Source organism: Leptolyngbya cf. ectocarpi LEGE 11479 (assembly GCF_015207065.1).
GTDB lineage: Bacteria > Cyanobacteriota > Cyanobacteriia > Phormidesmidales > Phormidesmidaceae > Leptothoe > Leptothoe ectocarpi.
Map to the genome: position 1 here is coordinate 1 of NZ_JADEXP010000021.1, position 20,427 is coordinate 20,427.

The 20,427-nt window shown below is 47.2% G+C and carries 18 protein-coding genes; 12 read left to right on the forward strand and 6 right to left on the reverse strand.

Annotated elements, in window-relative coordinates; translation table 11 throughout:
* Positions 1–124: 124 nt before the first annotated feature.
* Both IQ260_RS04230 and IQ260_RS04235 read right to left on the reverse strand, forming a co-directional pair.
* Entirely contained in the window at positions 125–496 is a 372-nt protein-coding gene (locus tag IQ260_RS04230) for an LLM class flavin-dependent oxidoreductase (protein ID WP_322744896.1), read from the reverse strand.
* 95 nt (positions 497–591) lie between these two features.
* Complete coding sequence (locus IQ260_RS04235) at positions 592–1,434, reverse strand: enoyl-CoA hydratase/isomerase family protein (RefSeq protein WP_193991175.1); 843 nt, start codon at positions 1,432–1,434, stop codon at positions 592–594.
* Positions 1,435–1,649: 215 nt separating this feature from the next.
* Between IQ260_RS04235 and IQ260_RS04240 the strand changes: the two genes are divergently transcribed.
* The 5 genes from IQ260_RS04240 (at position 1,650) to IQ260_RS04260 (ending at position 5,496) form a co-directional block, all read left to right on the forward strand.
* Positions 1,650–1,994 (forward strand): winged helix-turn-helix transcriptional regulator, encoded by a 345-nt coding sequence (locus tag IQ260_RS04240; protein ID WP_193991177.1) that lies wholly within the window; start codon positions 1,650–1,652, stop codon positions 1,992–1,994.
* 111 nt (positions 1,995–2,105) lie between these two features.
* Complete coding sequence (locus IQ260_RS04245; protein WP_193991179.1) at positions 2,106–3,485, forward strand: adenylate/guanylate cyclase domain-containing protein; 1,380 nt, start codon at positions 2,106–2,108, stop codon at positions 3,483–3,485.
* Between the two features lie 62 nt (positions 3,486–3,547).
* The gene (locus tag IQ260_RS04250) at positions 3,548–4,351 is read left to right on the forward strand and encodes a helix-turn-helix transcriptional regulator (protein ID WP_193991181.1); all 804 of its coding nucleotides are present in this window, start codon (positions 3,548–3,550) and stop codon (positions 4,349–4,351) included.
* A 101-nt stretch (positions 4,352–4,452) separates the two neighbouring features.
* Complete coding sequence (locus tag IQ260_RS04255; protein ID WP_193991183.1) at positions 4,453–5,001, forward strand: YbhB/YbcL family Raf kinase inhibitor-like protein; 549 nt, start codon at positions 4,453–4,455, stop codon at positions 4,999–5,001.
* A 114-nt stretch (positions 5,002–5,115) separates the two neighbouring features.
* On the forward strand, positions 5,116–5,496 hold the full coding sequence (locus IQ260_RS04260) for a VOC family protein (protein ID WP_193991185.1): 381 nt from the start codon (positions 5,116–5,118) through the stop codon (positions 5,494–5,496).
* A 77-nt stretch (positions 5,497–5,573) separates the two neighbouring features.
* Here the strand turns inward: IQ260_RS04260 and IQ260_RS04265 are convergent, their stop codons facing one another.
* The 3 genes from IQ260_RS04265 to IQ260_RS04275 all read right to left on the reverse strand — a co-directional run bounded on the left by IQ260_RS04265 (position 5,574) and on the right by IQ260_RS04275 (position 9,370).
* The gene (locus IQ260_RS04265; protein ID WP_193991187.1) at positions 5,574–7,949 is read right to left on the reverse strand and encodes a hybrid sensor histidine kinase/response regulator; all 2,376 of its coding nucleotides are present in this window, start codon (positions 7,947–7,949) and stop codon (positions 5,574–5,576) included.
* A 24-nt stretch (positions 7,950–7,973) separates the two neighbouring features.
* Positions 7,974–8,549: a YHS domain-containing (seleno)protein gene (locus tag IQ260_RS04270; protein WP_193991189.1), complete on the reverse strand. Its 576-nt coding sequence runs from the start codon at positions 8,547–8,549 to the stop codon at positions 7,974–7,976.
* Between the two features lie 572 nt (positions 8,550–9,121).
* Positions 9,122–9,370, reverse strand: coding sequence for a hypothetical protein (locus IQ260_RS04275; RefSeq protein ID WP_193991191.1), 249 nt, complete (start codon positions 9,368–9,370; stop codon positions 9,122–9,124).
* Positions 9,371–10,174: 804 nt separating this feature from the next.
* Here IQ260_RS04275 and IQ260_RS04280 point away from each other — a divergent pair.
* The 4 genes from IQ260_RS04280 to IQ260_RS04295 all read left to right on the forward strand — a co-directional run bounded on the left by IQ260_RS04280 (position 10,175) and on the right by IQ260_RS04295 (position 13,307).
* Complete coding sequence (locus IQ260_RS04280; protein WP_228015535.1) at positions 10,175–10,438, forward strand: nucleotide exchange factor GrpE; 264 nt, start codon at positions 10,175–10,177, stop codon at positions 10,436–10,438.
* A 163-nt stretch (positions 10,439–10,601) separates the two neighbouring features.
* The gene (locus IQ260_RS04285) at positions 10,602–10,931 is read left to right on the forward strand and encodes a hypothetical protein (protein WP_193991193.1); all 330 of its coding nucleotides are present in this window, start codon (positions 10,602–10,604) and stop codon (positions 10,929–10,931) included.
* Positions 10,932–11,059: 128 nt separating this feature from the next.
* Positions 11,060–12,250, forward strand: coding sequence for a GUN4 domain-containing protein (locus IQ260_RS04290; RefSeq protein WP_193991194.1), 1,191 nt, complete (start codon positions 11,060–11,062; stop codon positions 12,248–12,250).
* A 121-nt stretch (positions 12,251–12,371) separates the two neighbouring features.
* Positions 12,372–13,307 carry a pentapeptide repeat-containing protein gene (locus IQ260_RS04295; RefSeq protein WP_193991196.1) on the forward strand — a complete coding sequence of 312 codons (936 nt, stop codon included), beginning with the start codon at positions 12,372–12,374 and terminating at the stop codon, positions 13,305–13,307.
* Between the two features lie 153 nt (positions 13,308–13,460).
* Here the strand turns inward: IQ260_RS04295 and IQ260_RS04300 are convergent, their stop codons facing one another.
* Entirely contained in the window at positions 13,461–15,269 is a 1,809-nt protein-coding gene (locus IQ260_RS04300) for an N-acetylmuramoyl-L-alanine amidase (protein ID WP_193991198.1), read from the reverse strand.
* A 175-nt stretch (positions 15,270–15,444) separates the two neighbouring features.
* Here IQ260_RS04300 and IQ260_RS04305 point away from each other — a divergent pair, with 175 nt between their 5' ends.
* The 3 genes from IQ260_RS04305 to IQ260_RS04315 all read left to right on the forward strand — a co-directional run bounded on the left by IQ260_RS04305 (position 15,445) and on the right by IQ260_RS04315 (position 20,344).
* Complete coding sequence (locus IQ260_RS04305) at positions 15,445–17,145, forward strand: CTP synthase (RefSeq protein WP_193991200.1); 1,701 nt, start codon at positions 15,445–15,447, stop codon at positions 17,143–17,145.
* Positions 17,146–17,166: 21 nt separating this feature from the next.
* Positions 17,167–18,360 (forward strand): SagB/ThcOx family dehydrogenase, encoded by a 1,194-nt coding sequence (locus IQ260_RS04310; RefSeq protein WP_193991202.1) that lies wholly within the window; start codon positions 17,167–17,169, stop codon positions 18,358–18,360.
* A 928-nt stretch (positions 18,361–19,288) separates the two neighbouring features.
* Entirely contained in the window at positions 19,289–20,344 is a 1,056-nt protein-coding gene (locus tag IQ260_RS04315) for a hypothetical protein (RefSeq protein ID WP_193991204.1), read from the forward strand.
* The last annotated feature ends 83 nt before the right edge of the window (positions 20,345–20,427 follow it).

Consider the following 20,427-nt stretch of genomic DNA (forward strand, 5'->3'; position numbering starts at 1 on the left):
GGAGTAAGTGGATCGTTTCTGGACTCAATCCCTGGATAAAGCGCTGTTTCATTGAGCGATAGACTATCTATTACTAACGGGTTTTACATCATCATGAATGATGTAAAGGTTTTTGGCGATCTACTTACTCCTCTGGTCGGTCACCCGAAGCCACACCCAGAATCAGTCGCCCACCAGAAAGTACATCAGCGGTGACTGCAGCCTTAGCAACATGGGCTGGATGTCGCAGCGGTAAAATAATACTGGCAACACCCAGGGCGATCCGCTCAGTCTGGCCAGCTAAAAGCCCTAGATAGACAAAGGGGTCGTAAGTCTGACCAGCATCCCCAAATGACGGCACGTTGAACGGTACATCTCGCAACCAGATGGCCGAAAATCCCAGTTCTTCAACGAGTTGAATACGTTTGACGTGATCGGCCATGGTCGGTACCGGACTCTTTGCATAGGTCTCAATTGGCACCACCAATCCAAGGCTTAACCGATGTGGCCGGAACACGGAATTATATCCTCGATTGATAGGCTGAAATCCTTTAGTATCAATAGATTTGAACATATTTAATTCTGTTCAGTAGCAAGTCTGGGAAAGCTGCTTTACTGAATCTCCTGAACACTGGTCAGCATCTCTTCCCAACCGTGCTGATTGTTCATATCGAACTGTGCACCGTTGTCGTCGGCCCATTTAAAGCGCTTCAATGCTGGGGTTTGACTCGTTGCCTGATAGAGCCAATAGGCCTCTTCTTTCAGGGCATCTTCAATCGGCATGTCAATTGAGGCATAGACAGCCTGTTTGCACGCATTGATCGACTCGGCGGGCCAAAGGGCGATACGGTTGGCCAGTGATTCGACAAACGGGCCGATTGCATCGGGGTCGAGCGCCTTATTAATGGTGCCATAGGCTTCGGCCTGGTCGGCATCATAGTCTCTGGCCCCCAGGATAATCTCCAGTGCGCGCCCCAGACCTGTCTGACGAGCCATGCGAGATGCCCCACCACCACAGGGCAGGATGCCCATGCCAACTTCCATTTGCATAAACTTTGCTTTACCACGGGCGGCAAAGCGCATGTCGCAGGCCAGGGCAAATTCATGCCCACCGCCGCGGGCGAAGCCTTCAATCTTAGCAATTGTGGCCTGGGGCAGCTTGCTGATGCGTTCCAGCGTGGATTGCAGGTCAAGCAGTTTAACCTCATCACGGGAGACTGCAGTCGCGGACATCTCCTTGAGAAAATCCGTGTCGGCATGGGCCACAAAAATCTCTGGATGGGCAGATTGGAAGACAACAACTTTGATGTCGCGATTTGTTTCTAGCCTTTGCGCCAACGTATTTAGGTCAGCAAGCATGGGTAAACCCTGAATGTTGACCGGCGGATAGTCAAACGTGACCCATGCGATCGCATTTTCCACATGAACGTTGAAAGTGGTGAAGGTATCTTTCATTGGGCATCTCCTATGAGTTTAGGGTACTGGTTTCCGTCGAGGCGTTAGTTCGTAATGGTTACCGGATCTAAAAGGATGAGAGTAAGCCAGAACACGCTTTTTTACTTTTGCTGGTGTCCCTAGTCAAAAATTAGCGTAGGCCACAACAAACAATATTGACAAGTACCTACATTTTTGTAAGTAATGGAAATATAGGACCAAATTGGGACCCAGCAATGACGCGGAAGTATAACTGGAAAACGGGATGTGATGTGGAAGCCACGCTAAGTGTCATCGGCGGTCGATGGAAGCCCATACTCATGTGCCATCTGCTTGACGGGCGCAAGCGCTTCGGTGAACTGCGACGTCTCACTCCCAATGCAACAGAACGCATGATCACTTTACAGCTGCGTGAGTTAGAGGCAGATGGCGTCATCGCGCGCCATGTCTATGCCGAAGTGCCGCCTCGTGTCGAGTACGAGCTAACGGAGTTTGGACGCTCCCTGGAGGCAATTCTCTTTCTTATGCAGGAGTGGGGGCGTGAGTTCAAGACCCGGCGGCTTGCTAAAGATTGCATCTGAGACGTCAAGGACCGCAAAAAATCCGGACTCTACCGGACGACTGGGTTTGGTACGGGAATAATGTGAGTGCTGTCCTGATATCAATACAGATCTGTCTGGGGTCGCCAGCGTATGAAGAATTTGCCGGAAAATACTAGCCGTCGATTGACGATTTTATACATTTCGTCATTGGGTGCGATCGCAACCCTGGCCATCATGGGTCAGTTCCGGATACAACGGTTACTCAACGAGCAAAATCTAGACATTCAGGTTATTACGGCAGCCCAACGACAACAGTTAGTCAGCCAACAATTGGTCAAATCAACCCTGGCTCTAGGACTGCCCCTGGCGGATGACACGAAACAGGAGCATGCCGCCCACTTACAGAACATTATTCAAAGCGCAGAATCATGGCAGCAAAGGTTGGTTGCGCTGCAAACAGCAACGCACCTATCAGGGCAACAACAGCAACAGGTGCAAGCCATGACCACCGACCTTTCTCACCAATATGAAGCCTTAGTGAGAGCGGCCAAAGCAGCAGTCGCAGATGTCTCAACCGAGAACCCAAGCGGCAATGGTCAAGCACAAAGGCAAAATATGGATGATATCGACCAGCTGCTGGAGACAGAAAGAGCGTTTATCAACGACATGGATCAATTGATCCTGGCCTACAATCAACAGGTTGCCCTTGAAGCAAATAATCTGAAGCGCCTTGAGCACAGCCTTTTTCTAGTGACAATTACCGTCTTGATTTTAGAAGGCTGTTTAATCTTTCGGCCAGCTACGCGCAAGATTTATCAAGCCCTAGATGCCTTAAAACAGTCCTTGCAAGAGACCCAACAAACAGCCGCTCAGCTAGCAATAGAACAACAAAAATCAGAAAATCTGTTGCTCAATATCTTACCCCAACCGATCGCTCAGCGGCTCAAGCAAGAGCCCCAGGCCATTGCCGATGGTTTTCCTAATGTCACCGTTTTGTTTGCTGATATTGTTGGGTTTACCCAGCTATCAACCCAGATCTCTCCAGAGAAGTTAGTTTCTCTGTTGAATAATATTTTCTCTGCTTTTGACCAACTAGTGGAAAAACACGGGTTAGAGAAAATCAAAACCATTGGTGATGCCTATATGGCTGTCGGCGGCTTGCCAGAGCCCCGAGCCGATCATGCCCAGGCTGTAGTCATGTTTGCCCTTGATATACAAACCGTGATCGACAAGTTTAATTGGGAAACAGGTCACAATTTAAGCATTCGGATTGGTATTAACTCGGGACCTGTGGTGGCTGGAGTAATTGGTATTAAAAAGTATATTTATGACCTTTGGGGCGATACAGTGAATACTGCTAGCCGCATGGAATCCCATGGAACACCGGGCATGATTCAAATCACGGAAAGTACGTTTCAGCTGATCCAGCATCAGTTTCACATTGAGCCCATTGGCCAGATTGCCATCAAGGGTAAAGGGCAGATGATGACCTATCGAGTGATTGATATATTGAAATTTTCGAAACGATAGGTTTATTGACCCAAATCTGATTGGATCGATAATTATGGAGTATGGACCGACCAGTTAAGCAAATGGATATACCGGAAGCCAGCTCTACCGCAGATGTGTCCGTATTGTCAATCTCTCAGGCAACGAGAGCTACGTTTACAGATCTGTACTTTCAACACACATTTTTGGTCTTCATTCAGGTTGGCAGTAAGCGAGTACTGTGCCCCATCAATGGCGAATTGATCGGTCATACTGAAGATGTGATGATATTTTCTCCTGGATCTATAATAACGCTGGAAAACCGACCAGTGCTTGACAATGATTATCGAGCCACTGGCGTTTGCTTCCCGCATCAGATGATCGAGACGGTGTTTTCCCATAAAAACTCCAATACTGAACCAGCTGGCATCCAGATTGTGCCAGCCAGCGCAGGCCAGACCCTCCAAATATTACATGCTATTCAGGCCACGTTAAACGATGCAGACCTACCGGAACCGATCAAACAGCATCGCCTACTGGAGCCCCTGATCTGGTTAAAATATAATGGGATTCATCTCTCATCTCATGAAGAAGAGAAACCACTGAGTAAGGTCAGAAGACTAATCGAAACAGATTTAAGCCATCCTTGGCGGTCCAATGAAGTGGCTGATCATTTTGCCATCAGTGAGGCAACCATGCGGCGCTGGCTAGCCAAATCTGGGCAAGGATTTTCCAAAATACTGCAGAATACACGACTGGAGCATGGGCTCAGTCTCTTGCAATCAACAGATATGCCAATTTCAGCAATCGCCTATACGTGTGGCTTTAAAACACCGTCCCATTTTTCCGATTCGTTTAGGAAGAGATTTGGCATCCAGCCAAGTGAGATTCGTAAGGTAGAAGTTTGAGCGATTTTCGATAGATCTTGCCTGATTGGTGAAAGTAAAGTGAAACAGTCCTTGCTAAATTCATAGTATAAACAATACTCAAGGTAAAAAGGACCACGCTCATGCTTAGTAAGGTTACTGCCCTTGGCTTCTTGCTCGCTACCACTATCGCATCCTCTGCATCTGCGCAGGAGTTTGAATTGACCAGTACAACAGTCTCCGAAGGCGCACAGTTAACCAACGCTCATGTTTTTGAGGGTTTTGGATGTGAAGGTGAAAATCAGTCACCCCAATTATCATGGACTGGAGCACCGGAAGGGACAAGAAGCTTTGCAATCACTGCCTATGATCCAGACGCACCAACCGGATCAGGCTGGTGGCATTGGAATGTTGTTAATCTCCCGGCCTCTACCAGTTCTGTTTCTCAGAATGCCAGTATCAATAACAATCTGCCAGGAGAGGCGCTTGAAATTCGAAATGACTACGGTGCGATTGGGTTTGGAGGCGCTTGCCCTCCTCCAGGTGAAGTTCATCGTTATATCTTCACGGTCTATGCCCTGGGTACAGAGCGTCTGGAACTGCCTGAAGATCCAAGCAATGCGCTGGTCGGCTTTATGATTCATGCCAATATGCTTGACAGTAGAAGTATCACAGCTGTTTACAATCGATAATTATAAACAGCAAATGCCGTGTGGTGTGTTTCTTGGTATACCTTCTTTCTCTACACTGATAAACTTTTAGGAATGCACCATAAACATCGACTGCTATAAGGAAATTGTCTGCACGTGAAGATAAACAAAATTGATCACATTGTTATGACCGTGAATAGTATTGATGTGACATGCGAGTTCTATCTGCGCGCACTCGGCATGGACATTATTACTTTTGGCGAAAGTCGAACAGCTCTATCTTTTGGGGCACAGAGATTTAATTTACATGAGATCGATAAAGAGTATGAACCAAAAGCTCATATGCCTACACCAGGGTCGATCGATCTTTGCCTTATCACCGAAACACCAATTGATGAAGTCGTCAGCCACTTGGCCTCCGTTAATGTGGAAGTCCTCGAAGGCCCAATCAAACGGACAGGGGCAACTGGCCCCATCATCTCCTTGTACTTCCGAGATCCCGACCAGAATCTGATCGAGATCTCGAATTACCTTTGAACCAACAACTAAGTTAGGAGCTTCTAACCTCTACTAGACTGATTACTTTTGGTCCCTCTAGATTTCACCTTGGTCGGCTACTGCACAACAGGTTTGCTGGTTTCCCATTTTGAAAAAATGGCTTGGATCTGATTTAGCTTAAAGGGCTTGCTCACATAATCATCCATACCCGCTGCTAAACAAGCTTCCTGATCTTCCTGCTGTGCATTAGCTGTTACAGCAATAATGGTTGGACGGTGTTTTCCCCATTTTTCAACAATTTTCTCAGTTGCTTCTAAGCCTCCCATTTTAGGCATTTGCAGATCCATAAAAATCATGTCATAACGCTGATGCTCTAGAGCCTCTAACACCTCTACTCCATTAGTGGCCAGATCTCCCGAGTAGCCCAACTGTGACAAAATACGCAGCATTACCATCTGGTTGACCGGATGATCTTCAGCGACTAGGACTCTGAGCACATCTTGATGGTCCACCCCATGGTTGTCATGTGCAGGGGTAAGACCTACAGGGAGAGAAGCTTGTGCACTGTTATCCTGCTCTACAGTCTGAGCATTACCGTAGGCCTGAGCTGGTACATCTGCCCACTGGGTTTGAATCGTGAAACAAAACATCGAGCCTTGCCTGATTTTACTGATAACCCAGATTTTTCCCCCCATCAAGGTTACCAAGCGTTTACAAATAGCTAAGCCTAACCCTGTACCTCCATATTTGCGGGTAATGGAGCTATCAATTTGAGAAAAGTCCTTAAACAGTTTATGGATGCCATCAGTTGGAATGCCAATACCCGTATCTTGAACTGAAAATTCTAACGTGATGGGCGCTATAACTTGACCATGGTGCGATGGTTGCGCATCTAGTGGCTGTGGGTAGGATATTTCAGTCCGTATGGACCTGACTGAAATCAGAATTTTTCCCTGCTCTGTAAATTTGATAGCATTGCTGACTAAATTCACCAGAACCTGACGCAGCCGATTCACATCACCGCGAATATAGGCAGGAACATCGTTGGCGATTTGATATGACAGCCGCAATTTTTTCTCAGAGGCTGCACTGGCAAACAGATCTAAAACATCTTCAATACAGTTTCTCAGAGCAAAGGAAAACTCCTCTAAGACCATGTAGCCTGATTCAATTTTAGAGAAATCGAGAATGTCATTAATAATATTGAGCAAGCTCTCACTGCTATTGCGAATAATATCTAAATATTGATGCTGCTCCAGCGTTAAGTCGGTATTTAGTAACAGGCTAGTGGTGCCAATGACGCCATTCATCGGTGTGCGAATTTCGTGACTCATATTGGCCAAAAATCGAGACTTGGCCTGGCTAGCGACTTCTGCCTTTTGTTTTTCTTCACAAATGGTCTCTATTTGGCTCTGAATTTGAGTGGACATCGTTTGAAAGTTGTGAGCTAAGGTACCGACTTCATCCGTGCCTTTGGGTAGGTCTCCGGCCAGCTCAAAATGCCCTGTCGCCATCTCATTGATGGCATTTTTTAATTGTCGCAAACGCAGACGTAACAATTGAGCACTGCGAATCTGTAATAGGGTAAATATAATCAGCAGAGCAAAAACAATGCTAAAGACAAAACCCGTTTGCAAACTAGAAATCTGTCGTTGAGACTGAAGTCGCTCAGTGGTTACATTCAGTAACTCATTCACTTCCTGCTGACTATCGGAAATACTCGGGGCAATGCGATCAAATTGCAGGGAAGCTTCAGCCATCGACAACTCTAGCTCCACCGTACTGTACATGAGTTCGACCACGAGTTCACGGTATCGCTGCACTGCAAGTGTTAGATCTTCTGTACCAGGAGCAGAATCTGCAAGGTCAGATTTGACCACTTGCTCTAGTTCGATCACCTGGTCCACTAGGCGATCAGACAGCCGCATGTCTAAGGTGCTGCTAAACTTCTGCTCATAAAGCTGTATGTGCAAGAACTTTGTTATTAAGTCCTGCTGGTTGGCGGTGTTTAGCTCAGTTTGAATACGCTCTTTGACAGCTTGGAGTTCGGCTAAAATCCCTGAGCGATTATCATCGACGGCTATGCGCGCATGAATTGTCTGGGTTTGATTGACTGAATGCTCGTACTTCTGTGCGATCGCAAGAAACGTCTCCAGGGAATCGGCAATCTCCTCATCTCCAGCCTGTCGATAGCTCTGCAGTAAAAGTTTGGCAATGTGCTTAGCGTGCTCCAGCTGGTCTGTAAAATCAGATGAGTTAGACGGAGCTTGAGCTTGGTTAATCCGAAATTCCTGTAGACGTGCCATCAGCATCGATGACTCTATCTGATTTAAGCGATCTTTCACTAACAGAAGTTTTGCCTGTTCTTGAATAAGGGCATTATTCTGCGATCGATCTTGAAAATCTAAAAATGCCAACGTTGCGGTCGCTGCCAAGGCAACTACCGCAAAGGAGGAAAATCGGGAGAGGAACTTGAGTCTTTGCCAAATCATGGGGCCGAAGCGAATAGGTCTGGCTTAAAGCTCCCCAGGCGATTTGAACTGAATAACAGGCCAGTTAGCAGAAACCTTCTGAAGATTACCCGCACTATCTTGTAGAAACTTCTGCTGGACATCTTCATTGAGGAAAACATATAAGCGAGACTTAATCACAGACCATACTTGTGGATCGCCATCAAACTTTTTTTTCAGAACAATGCCAAAGGTGCAGTAGCCACCATTGGCAGGTGCATATTTTTCAGGCTCATTACTGAATAAGTCACGATTCTCAGCGGTTGCAAAATGCCAGGTGGCATCATTCCAGGTAAAACTGTGAGCCTCCTGACCTTTGACTGGCTCAGCCTCTGTGAAATAAGACACTGGGTCATACCCTCGCAAAGCAATGCCGGCTTCATCTAGGTTTAGATGGACTTGCGTGTCCTGAATTTGCTCCGTTTTCGGTTGGGCAATACTCTCTTGGGAGGCAGCAGTACCCTCAATATCGACGATCTCAGAGTGAGAAGTACAACCACCGATCGCGAGTGCCAGGCTTCCCAGCACTAAATAATAGAAAATGGAGGAAACGGTGAACCTGGAGGTCTGTCTTCTAATCATGAAAAGATACCTGCATGCTTGCCTTGGGTCCCTGCGGATTTGGCAGTAGTCAGAAATGAGCACATTCCTAACTTTATAGTCCAGTCTATCCTTGGAATGAGGAAGACTAAATTTTAACAAGGCAAAAGTCGTGAGCATTTTAAAAACACTTTATAAAATAAAGTTACATGCTACTAATTTTGCCGCTTCCATGACAATTAGCGATCGCACATTTTTAACAGGCATACCCTAGCTTTACAGGAATGTCGTTAATCGATCAGCAATCCCCGTGTAAACACTTATTAACCTCAGCTGTCTCATCAGACGTGACCGATGGTTACGCCCCACTTGACATCTACCCAATAGCTCAAGGGTAACACCCCTCAATTCCAGATTTTCTCTGTGTAGGACACTACTCAATCCGCTACATAGCTGAGCGTCCTTGTTATGCTGTTGCGAACCTGCCAACGATTCTCTTTTTGATGCAAGCCATCCGTTCCAACAACAACGTCTTACCTTTGAGCAAGGTAAACTCTCCACAGGACTTCAAGGCCGGTGCCCCCCCTTACAAGCATGTAAAAAGGGGCTGTTTGCTATTCCTTGATGGTTACCCGTTTGGTCAAAATCACCATGACCTCATTGGGCCGTCCGGTGGAGATGGGCTTACTCCAGTCATTGGGTTCGGCATAGCGTTTTTTGTGCAAGTCCTGGATGGTGAGTCGCACCCCGGTGAGGCTGCCAAACACTAGATGACGGACGGTTTCGTACTGATGATCGGGTAGTGGATCGGTGCCAAGCGGCAGGGTGGATGCAACAGCACCCTGGGTGATATCGAGAAACATAAGCTTTGGTCTCCAAACGTTAGCGTTGTGAATCCTTAGCCATCGCCAGAATCAGAAGTTTGCAGCACAAAGCTACAGGCCCTGATTTGGGCGTGGTTTAGGAAGAAACCAAAGCTCAAGACTCAGCTACCCCGAGAATGGATGCAAACCGGGGTAGCAATAGGATAAAGTATCCCAAGCCTCCGACTGCTGTGATCAGTCCTGGGGGTCAGCTGGCGGCGTGGTGTTAGCTGCACCTGCCGCCAGTGCTAAATATTGAGCTTTGTGGTCATGCCCAACAAGGGCGTGAGAACTAAAGTACCGCTAATACATTTGTAACGTCAAGCCAAAAATATTGCAGTTGATTAAGAATCCAATGGACTCCCTACGCCACACGCCCCCCGATTAAGCACAGGGGTTAAATCATCGCGGTCTTGACGTCCTTATGGCCTAACAGTTCTTGAATCATGCGAATGTCATAGCTATTCTGTAACAGCTGCCATCGACCGGTTCAAGTTTTTTTAGAGAATCTTTTCGAGGGAAACACATATTGCCAGCCCCCATTACCGACAGGCATGAGGATACTTTTTAGTCAGGGTAAATGGCAAATCAACAGCTCTCTGACCTCTCTAAACTCCGGAGCACAATGGGACTGTAGAAGAGTTGTTTGATCATAAATCTATTGTTGTTTGGTGAAAACTGTGTAGCAGCCCTTTGAAGCTCTGGTATACAGCCTTTGTAAGGGAATATCGGTTCGTGTAGCTCCTAGAGTATTTATGCTTATGTAAGCAGTAAAAGCTCGGATCAGCTATCATCGTTACAGCTATGGTATTTAGATCTAACATCATGCTGCGGGAAAGCCTTAAGCAAGAAATTGATAAGCTCAATGACAGTCAACTGAGGAAGATTGCTGACTTTATTAATTCCGTCAAAGCTCAGGCTCAGCAACTGACACAGTCAATGCCATTTTGGCAACGTGCAACGCCTGTCGAACGCGCCGATAATTTTCGTAGATGGGTAGCTCAGTTGCCTAAAACAAGCATTACCTTATCCGATAAAGCATTTGACCGTGGCGATATTTACGAATAATGACTAAATATTTGCTAGACACCAATGTTGTTTTACGGTTCAGTAATCCATCCGATTCTCAACATGATCTAGCTGCTTCAGCGTTAGACACACGGCTCCTTTACTCTCATATCGACTTTGTTCGTAAATCCTTATTACAGAAAATTTAGTATTTATAGATCTGATGGGCGAAGTAGATATAGCTGAGGGTCTTGTCCAAATCTTTTTAGTGGCGTTAGCACTGTTGAGCAGCCTATATATATTGTTAGTCTTTTTACCTCTCTTGCTCGGATCAATTTGTAAACAAAAGGCTTTAGGCAGGTATGGAAGTTTGAGTGTTTTTTCAATCCTGATTTTTTATGCTGTGTGGAGGTTGACTGCAGGCGATAATCTTATCGATATATTTTTCGGTCCTTGGCTCGAAGATCGACATGTACTTTTCTTATCTACTTCTACATCACTAGGATTTATGTTCTTTATTTTGCTCAATCATTTCTTTTTGAAAAAGAACTAACACTTCCAGAAGTCCAACGGGAGATCCCAAACACCCCTTAGAAGATGAGACGATGGTGGCACTACTTTCAGTCCTGGCTGTCAATTAGGGATATCAAGATCGTCCCTTAGGCCTACTCCACTCCAATCATGCGTTCTCCCAACCATGCTTCAAGAAAAAACTTGCAATTATGGATTAGTATCCTCACCCTGTCGCTCGTAGGCATCCAATCCTGTCGGCTCAAAATTAACAAAAAGCAGACGCACAATCTCACCCCTCTGCTTCAGCAACTTGACACAAGTAACTGGCGCGCAGCCGATGCCGAGACCTTGCGACTGTTGCTTTCTATCAGCGATCGCACCGCCCACGGTTGGCTCAGTCCCAGCGATATCGCAACCCTAGATTGCAACCTCCTCGTCAAGATTGATCAAGCTTGGACAACCCACAGTCAGGGACGTTTTGGCTTTAATCAACAACGCCTAATTTGGCAATCCGTCGGGGGTACCGTGGGACAATACACCCCCGAAATCGCAGAAAAATTTGGCGATCGCGTGGGTTGGCGTCGCCAAGGGCAATGGAAAAAATACGGCACCCTCAACTTCTCTAGCCAAGCCCCCAACGGTCACCTACCCGCTACTACAGGCAATGGAGTCAGTGGTAGTGTTTGGGGTGGCGTCGCCACCCTCAGTCAGCGGTTCCAATACTGTCGCCACGAAATCGCGATCTCCCAAGCTCGCCAAGATTACTATGCAATCTGCGATCGCAACCCAGATCAACAACACTGCCGCCTCAAAGACGCCGCTGAACGCTGGGGTGAAACTCAAGATTGGGGTAACACAGGCATTCCCACATTGCTCAACCAGCTAGAGCAATCCCTAGCCCAGCAACAATGGATAGCCGCAGATAAAATCACTCGAACCCTACTTGATCGCTATCGTCGTGCCAACTTTGCCGAATTTGGCAGCTCAGCCAGCCATGAACTCATTCCCTGCTATTTGCTCCAGGCCACAGACGAGCTATGGACCCATTATTCCCAGGGTCACTTTGGCCTGAGCGCTCAAGACCAAGTTCTGGCCAGCCTGAAGCATGCCAAGCTCAACTCAGTAAACCCAACAGTCAGTAGGCGAGAGGCACTGGGTTGGCCTCAACGCCAGTCTAGTGAGCAATACAACCCATCGTTTGACCAGGTTGCCCCCCAACAAGTACCAAAAGGCTACTATCCCTACGATATGGGCTACAGCTACGGAACCTATGGATCGGGCTATTCAGAGGCATGGCGTTTCAATCTCAATCCAACCTGCGGGTTTCAAACTTATACCACTTCGATGCCTACTGGTTGAAAAGGCTGGGAATTGACCGCAGCCCGCTCAGCTCCACGTTACCCCCCAGTCTTTCGGCAGGGCATAGCTGTCAAGCTATTTGCAAGATATGATTACTAATAAATATTGAATTAATTGAGCCATGAGAGGGTGGACAAGAGTACAAGGGATTGTTTTCTTTTCTGCGTTGATTGCCTTAGCCGTTATTTTGGTCTTCGCAGAGCCGATTGCAACGTGGCTAGAGAAGTGGGCATTCATTAAAATTCTTGATGCCGTCAGCAAATTAGGCGTTCTCATTGCAGTCATTACTTTTCTTGTGGAAATTCCTAAACGGGAGGAAAGAATTCAAACTGAGCGCAAACGAGCACACTTTGAATACTGGCAAGTGATTGATGCAGCTATAGCTGCCGGAACGTCTACTAGTAATGCTCGGAAAATGGCTTTAGAGAATTTGGCAGGTGAAGGAGTTTCGCTGCGAAACATTGATGTGCCCAAAGCAGAGTTAAGGCGGATTAATTTAGCCAAAGCAGATATGGTAGGAGCTAATTTGAGGGAAGTAGATTTAACAGACGCTATTTTAGATAGGGCTGATTTGTCAAAAGCTTCTCTTTATCGAGCACGGCTGTATGGTGCTAGTTTGTTGGATGCAAAGCTAGAAAGTACGGACTTGAAAGAAGTCCTATACGATGATAGGACTAGATTTCCGACAGGCTTTAGAGCAGATAGGCTAGGTGCTTATCTAATTGCCCCAAATGTATCTCTTTCAGGAGTTCAATTGCCTAAAGCGGTGTTATGGGGGGTTAATCTACAATACGCAAGCTTGCAAGAATCAAACTTTTCCGATGCGGGATTCCATGGTGCTCTACTGCAAAATGCTAATTTCCAAGGAGCCAATCTACAAGGATCAAGATTTAGGAATGCAAATTTAGAAGGAGCCAGTTTCAAGGATGCCAACATCCAAAAAGCAAATTTTGGGGAGGCGAAAGGTCTAACTGTTGAACAAATTAAAACAGCGCAGAATTGGGAAAAGGCAATTTATAGCGCAGAATTTAGTATCGCACTAGGATTGAAAGCATGAGTGCTAACACATAATTCAAATGCAGCGGATGGTTGAGAGCCACGGGTCTTGAGTTCAAGGTTATTTGCCGCTGCTGATTTGAGTCGTTGAATATTCAACAACCCTGATTAAAACTGGACAGTCCTGTAGGGGCATTCCCTTTTTGAACCAGCCTTATCGACTAGCCACCCACTCAGCGACTCCATCAGCCAGGGCCTTAGCTAACTCCTGCTGCGATGCTGGATCTACAATCCACTCAAACTCGTAGGGATTGATCATAAACCCTAACTCCAACAGCACGCTAGGCGTGACGCTAGGTCGGGTCAGGGCCAGATTATTCCAATACACACCGTAGGCAGGACGGTCTAACGTCTCTACCAGGTAATTATGCAAAAACAGAGCCAAATCATGGGCCTGGGCATGATACCAAAAGGCACCAATGCCCGCTGTGTTTAGAGCATCGCCGTTATCTGGCAGGGCATTGTAATGCAGGCTCAGTGCCATTGTCGGTTCTGTTGCTTCGATTACCGCGACGCGATCGCGTGGAAACAGGTCATCATCCCCCTCACGCACCATCACAACGGCTGCACCTAACGCTTCTAACTCATCTCTCACCAGCTTTGAAATTAACAGAGCAACTTCTTTTTCTGGATACCCCGTTGGCCCCCGTGCACCTAAATCTTCGCTGCTGCCATGACCTGGATCGAGCAATATTGTTGTCCCCTGAAGCGGGGCTGCAGAATCTGTTGCATCAACAGAAGGAGGGTGCTTTAACGACAGCACAAGATTTGTGCCTTCATATCGCAGCTTGTAACCCCACTGCTGATCCGCTTTAAAGTGAAACGTGTAGGACGCCTTATCCGGTAAGATCGGCTGCCAGTCCATCCGCTCTACCACCGGGTCATCTGAGAAATAGATGGTGTCTGTTTGAGGCACGGTATTATGTAGAACCAGAGTGAGACTGGTAGTATCCTGTTCCACACTCATGGGTACCGGCACCTGTAGTGGAAAGACTATTTCAGTCCACTCGGGCACCTGACGAGAGCTAATACCGCGAATAGTTGTTGTCGGTGGTACCGGACTAGAGGAGATATTCACCTCTGCCGCTTTGATCCAAGCACCATAGTCTAAGCGGACCCACTCACCTTCACGACCAGTAACAGCAGCCCGCGTCCCTTTAGGAAGTGGTGTTAGACGAGAGTAGTTGGTGCTGGGACCAGTGCGGGCAATGCCAGAATCGACGGTTACTTCTGCTACTTGGAATGCGGTGGGTGAAAAAATTTCAATCGGACCACCCCCTGCTTGAGTCACGGTTTGACCATTGAGCGTCAACTGAAACTCAGGCGTGCCGAAATTTCCTGGCTGATTAAAGGTGGCACAGCCGCCATATTGAGCAGAGCTGAGCACATAGGGCTCGGTCTGTTCGGTGAGTACGGCGTAGTTGGGCGGTAGTTCTACACTGCTGTGAGGGCTGAGGGGAATTGTTTGGTTTTGTAAGTTAACCGTGACATCTGCCTGGGGTGGCGCAACGGCACTAAAGCAAATCAGCTCTCCTGGTTGACGAGCGAGACTAAGGCTGGGCTCTAGGGTGTCTGCTGCAAAGGCGATGCCGTTAGGCTGGGGCGGCTCTAACGAATCGCGGGTGATGATAAAGATGACGCTTTCACCGCCCTGGCTGATGGTGAAATTATTTTGGCCAATGGCTAAGGGTAACGTGGGGGCAAAATGACCGTCAGGGCTGCGCTCGGTAATGCGTTCTCCGTTGATGAGGATATCCCTGTCAGGATCGCCGGTACCGATAAAAAAGATGCGGTCTGCTGTGGTTGTGTGCGTGGAGGGGGGATAGGCGACAAATAGTTGGGTTTGGGCGGTCGTTTGGGCGGTCGTTTGGGCAGTACTGTGGGCCACAGCAGGCTGAGCGATCGCAAACTGGCCTACTAAGACTGGCGCGATCGCACCCATCATTCCCCATCGATTTGCCATGGTTTACTCCCCTCAATTCAGCCTACGGGCGAAATTATAGCGGAGTCAGCGGTCCTTTCGACTCCACTCAAGGACCGCTGACGGTTTTCTCCGTCGCTGAGAGAATAATCTGCCTTTCTAAGGCTATGGCACAATTAACGGGTTCTGTCCCATCTCTCCGCTTTGCGATCGCATTATGACTAAGTTTGTGTTTGTCACGGGTGGTGTCGTTTCCAGTATTGGTAAGGGCATTGTGGCCGCTAGTCTGGGCCGTTTGCTCAAGTCCCGCGACTATTCGGTATCTATCCTCAAGTTGGATCCCTATATCAACGTTGACCCTGGTACCATGAGCCCGTTTCAGCATGGCGAAGTGTTTGTGACCGAGGACGGAGCCGAAACGGATCTTGACCTAGGCCACTATGAACGGTTTACCGACACCTCCATGTCGCGCCTCAATAGCGTCACGACGGGATCAATCTACCAGGCGGTGATTAATAAAGAGCGCCGAGGTGAATACGACGGGCGGACGGTGCAGGTGATCCCCCATGTCACCAATGAAATCAAAGAGCGCATTCGTCGGGTGGCTCAAAACCGTAACCCTGACGTGGTGATTGTGGAAATTGGCGGTACGGTGGGCGACATTGAAGGTCTACCCTTTCTTGAGGCGATTCGTCAGTTTCGCAAAGATGTGGGCCGTGAAAATGCTATCTATATGCATGTCACGCTGATTCCCTACATTCCTGCAGCTGGGGAAATCAAGACCAAACCCACCCAGCACTCTGTGAAGGAACTGCGCTCCATTGGTCTGCAGCCGGATATTCTGGTATGTCGCTGCGCCCAGCCCATCCCTGAGCACATTAAGGGAAAGGTGTCGGACTTTTGCGATGTGCCCGAGGCCTGTGTGATTGCCGCGAATGATGCCCCTAGCATCTATGAAGTGCCGCTGCTGATGGAGAAAGAAGGTCTGGCGGAACAGGCGATTCGTTTGTTAAATCTAGAACCTCGTACCCCCGAGCTGGGGCATTGGTCCACCCTGGTGGAACGGTTGTATACGCCGACGCAAACGCTGGATATTGCCATTGTCGGTAAGTATGTGAGCTTGAATGATGCTTATCTGTCGGTGGTCGAAGCGTTGAGACATGCTGCGATCGCAATCCATGCCGAAGTCAGCATTCGCTGGGTGAGTTCAGAAGACATCGAAGCTTACGATCCGGCTGAGTACCTCAGCGGTGTCCACGGCGTTGTGGTGCCAGGTGGTTTTGGCAGTCGCGGTATCGACGGTAAGATTCGCACAATTCAATACATTAAAGAACATGGTATTCCGTTTTTAGGCCTCTGTTTAGGCATGCAGTGCGCCGTGGTGGAATGGGCGCGCAATGTAGCCCACCTGGCTGGAGCCAACAGTTCTGAAATCGATCCTGACAGTGAAAACGCGGTGATTAATCTATTGCCAGAACAGCAGGATGTGGTGGATCTAGGCGGTACCATGCGTCTGGGGCTGTATGCCTGTCGCCTAGAGCCAGATACCCTGGCCAGTAAGCTATACGACCAGCCGGTGATCTATGAGCGCCATCGCCATCGCTATGAGTTTAACAATGCCTATCGCAATCTATTTTTAGAAACCGGCTACGTGGTCAGTGGCACCTCCCCCGATGGCCGACTGGTGGAGATTATTGAAATGCCGGGGCATCCGTTCTTTATCGCCAGTCAGTTTCATCCAGAGTTTCAGTCACGGCCTAACTCTCCCCACCCGTTGTTCTTGGGGCTGATTAAAGCAGCAGCCCAACGAGCTAACCCTTCAGGAGCAGAGGTATCAGCTGTGCATGAGAGTAGGGCACAAGCAATCGCCTCGGAGCCAGCGAATATCTCTGAATCAATTGCCGATCCGGTCGCTTAGGCCATCAACCTATGGGAACCTATGGCAACAACAAAACGGTTAATAAAACGGCGCGATCTGGACTATGTAGTAATTACCCTACTGGTGGGTAGCAGCCTCTATGTCTTTATCACCGGACTAATTGCCGATGCCATGGGGCTACATCACTTCGGCTTTCACAGTCAGGTGGGCTATCTGTGGGTCGCCCTAGCCGCGACCCATCTAATCCAAACCTGGGCACGGGTCAAGGCTTTTGTGCGCAATCGATTTAGAGAAAAATCTAAGCCGCCGATTGAGAACCCCGCTCAGTCAGTCACTGTTCAGCCCACAGAAATTCACCCTACAGAGAATCGCTCTGCTTCTCAACGATTCTCTCTCTCTACTAGCGGACGACGTAATTTACTACTGTTTCTGCTGGCCATTGCCACTGGTGTGGGCTTTGAGCGGTTTGTTACCCCCCAGAAAACCATCGGCCTTTCAGATGAACTCTCAGATGTTGATCAAGATGTGGGGCTGCTCTACCACCAGTGGAGTCAGCCGGGCTATGGCGAGACCATTGCCACTATTCTTAACTGGGGGCAAGAGCCACCGCGATACAAGACTTATCCAGCATCTGAGCAAATAGCATTACCTCAGGTTGAGTCTGCCAATGCCTCAGCCATGACCACGCTGAACCTGGCCACAGCAGTTACGAATCGGCGCTCTCACCGCCGTTATAACACCCAGGCTCAGCTGTCTCTGACCCAGCTCTCACAGCTGTTGTTTCTAGCCCAGGGTATTACGTGGGACGAACGAGAGTTTCGCACAGTACCCTCTTCTGGAGCACTTTATCCCTTGGAACTTTACCCGATTGTTCACCGGGTTGAAGGATTACAGGCAGGACTTTACCATCATGCCGTACAAAGCCATGGACTAGAACTGATCAAAGCAGGCGATCTACGCCAGCCTTTAATCAAAGCAGGGCTGAGTCAGGACTTCCTGGGTGAGGCTCAGGTCTGTTTTGTTGTTTCAGGTATTTTCCAACGCACCCGCTGGAAGTATCACGAACGCACCTATCGCTATGTACTGATGGAAGCTGGACACCTGGGGCAGAATTTATATTTGGCCGCAACAGCTCTGGGTCTGGGCGTATGTGGTGTCGGAGCTTTCTTTGACGATCCCCTCAATGAGCTGCTAGGCATTGAGGGTAAAGAAGAAGCCGCTCTGTACTTAGTCACTGTGGGTGCGATTTCCTAGGCTGTTTTTGGCCTCCCTCGCGAGATAGGGCATCTGACACGAGACAAAAGGGGTGAAAGCACTCTATTCTAAGCAATTTCCAACCTCTTCAATCAGCATATCTAAGGCAGGTAATAGGTCGAGAACTAACTTTTTAAGACTTGAGTAATCAGCAGAGACATGAACAGTTCTAAATATCCTGATCAGCCATACTTTCCACAAATTTGGGATGAAAATACATGCGCGAATTTACTTCAGCGAAAAGTATCTTAGCTCTAGTAGCCTTGCACACAATATGCACAAATTAAACCCTCAAAATAGTTCTAAAATTTAATATATGAGCCTTCTGTTGAAAGCTTTTTGTGTTTTTTCATTTTATGCTTTACTTGTAAAATAGAATGGGTTATCAAGTAATGTATAAAATAAATCACCCTTTCCCATCAAGTTTTCGTGGGAGTTTAAGAGCTTTCTCATCTTATTCAGTTTCTATCTATTGTTTATGAGAATAAGCTCATCTAATCGAACTAAGAAACTATAAAGAAAACTGAGTTCCTATTTGACTAGATCAACCTCAAGCGGCAATACTAATAGGTGCTAAATTTCTTATATTAATGAAATCAAACTCAAACTATTTTTAGTCATTAAGTATTAGATAGCTTCTCTCAGTTACTCAGGTAGATTTTTTATAGAAAAGCATGTTGTTCTTTAAAATATATTTTGAATACAATAGATGGCTTGCTTCTTGGTGACGTTAGCACTGATGGGACAATATTTTCTTTGCTATGCTCCATCCCAGAGCTTTGAGACCTACGGTAATCTTTTCTAATTATTACTCTAGACTCCGACAGATCTTCTAGGCAGGCATAACGACTCTTTATTCATATTCAGCAACGATCAACAGATGCTATCCGTTCATCGCTAATTTAGGAACACGATTTGATTTACCCTTATGCCGAAAACTTTATTTCAAGGTGAAACTGCCAATCGTCTTGCAAAGATCTGGACTAATCGATATATTCCCGATCTTTCTCAGTTCCTAACCATAAATAACGCGCTTACAGATCGTCGAATGATCGGTGAAATTCTCTCTAAGAAAGGTCGCGAGCGCACGGTTCAAAAGCTAAGTAGAAAAAATATTACAGAACAATGCAACCTCGCTGCCGTGAGAGCACGTCAGCTTTACGCCAACGATACGGCCGCAACATTCAGACCGACATCTCACTTAGCCAAACTGCTCAGCCGCATTTATTTTCAACTATTAGATATTTATCAAGAAACAACGTCAATCTCAATGTCGTCAGATATTCAGAGCAAGTCACCGTTAGGGACATCGCTGCCATCTTGGGGGATTCCTGAAATCAATACCTTAGCGACTGCCTTATCACCACTATTATCAGAATTACAAGAATGGAATCGGTCATTTGATAACTGGAAAACCGTAGGCTTTTCTACAGCCCAGATCAACTTAAGCAATAGTTTATTGCTAGAGCAATTAACCGATTTAGAGCAAGTATTTTTGCGAGGCTATTTTCAATTTCTTGAAGAGCAAGTTGCCTTACCTTGGCAGCGTATGTGTTCAGCTGCAGCCGACTATACACCAAGCTCCTCACTTTTTTTGACTGTAGAGCGCCTGTTGCCGATGACAACAAACATTGCTGAAGTCGTCCATAAGCGATGGAGTCGTTCATTTCCCAACTATGCCAGTCGACGAGGCACACTCACTAGTGCTGCCATTAGGCATTCGTCTGTCCGAGATTTTGAGATGTTCCAAATCTATTTATGGCTAAGCTGTCTAGAAAAAAATCTGACCCATATTGAGCAAGAGTTATCAGCTATTTGCGTGATTGTATACGGAGCCTTGAATATCCCCTGGACGATGACCGTCGACGGTACTACTTTACTGATGCATGAGCTCTTAAACAGGCTAGAACCGCATGAGAGAGGGCTGGTTAGTCCCTATGCTCAAGCGATGATTCGCATGACTAATAAAGCGTTGTTCGATTGAGCACTGTATTGCTTGTGCCTGATATTTCTGCTGAAATTTTTAGGGATATAACGGGAGAGACGACATCAGAAATGGGTTATTTT